The organism is Amycolatopsis echigonensis (assembly GCF_014174495.1).
GTDB classification, from domain to species: domain Bacteria; phylum Actinomycetota; class Actinomycetes; order Mycobacteriales; family Pseudonocardiaceae; genus Amycolatopsis; species Amycolatopsis echigonensis.
Map to the genome: position 1 here is coordinate 1 of NZ_JACJHR010000274.1, position 449 is coordinate 449.

At 73.3% G+C, this 449-nt stretch carries 1 pseudogene; it reads right to left on the reverse strand.

The features are described from left to right. A pseudogene (locus tag H5411_RS46730) lies at positions 1-449 on the reverse strand (MlaD family protein); the annotation flags it as partial.

The window sequence follows — 449 nt, forward strand, 5'->3', positions numbered from 1 at the left end:
GTCGGCCTGCCCGGCGACGCCCGGCACCTTGTCGAGCGGCGGAACGCCCTCGCGCAGCACCCCGCGGACGTCCGGGGTCGCCTGGCCCAGCGCGTCCGCGCCCGGCTTCAGCGACGACATCGCCGCCTGGGCATCGGCCAGCGGCGCCTGCAGCGACTGCAGTGCCCCGCGTGCCTTGCCCAGCGTGTCCGGCGCCTTGTCCACGACGTCCGCCAGCGGCTTGCCGCCATCGACACCGACTGCGTCCAACGTGGTCTTCAGTTGCCCGACCAGCGCGGAGATCTCCTGCTGGCGGTTGGTGAAGCGGCCGCTGAGGCTGTCCAGCGCACGCAGTGTCCGAGTCAGGTCCTTCCCGTCGTCGGTGGCCAGCGCGCTGGCCACGGTTCCGAGGTCAGGCAGTTCCTCGGGCAAGGCCCCCAGCGCGTCGCGGAGGTCCTGCTGGTGTCCGC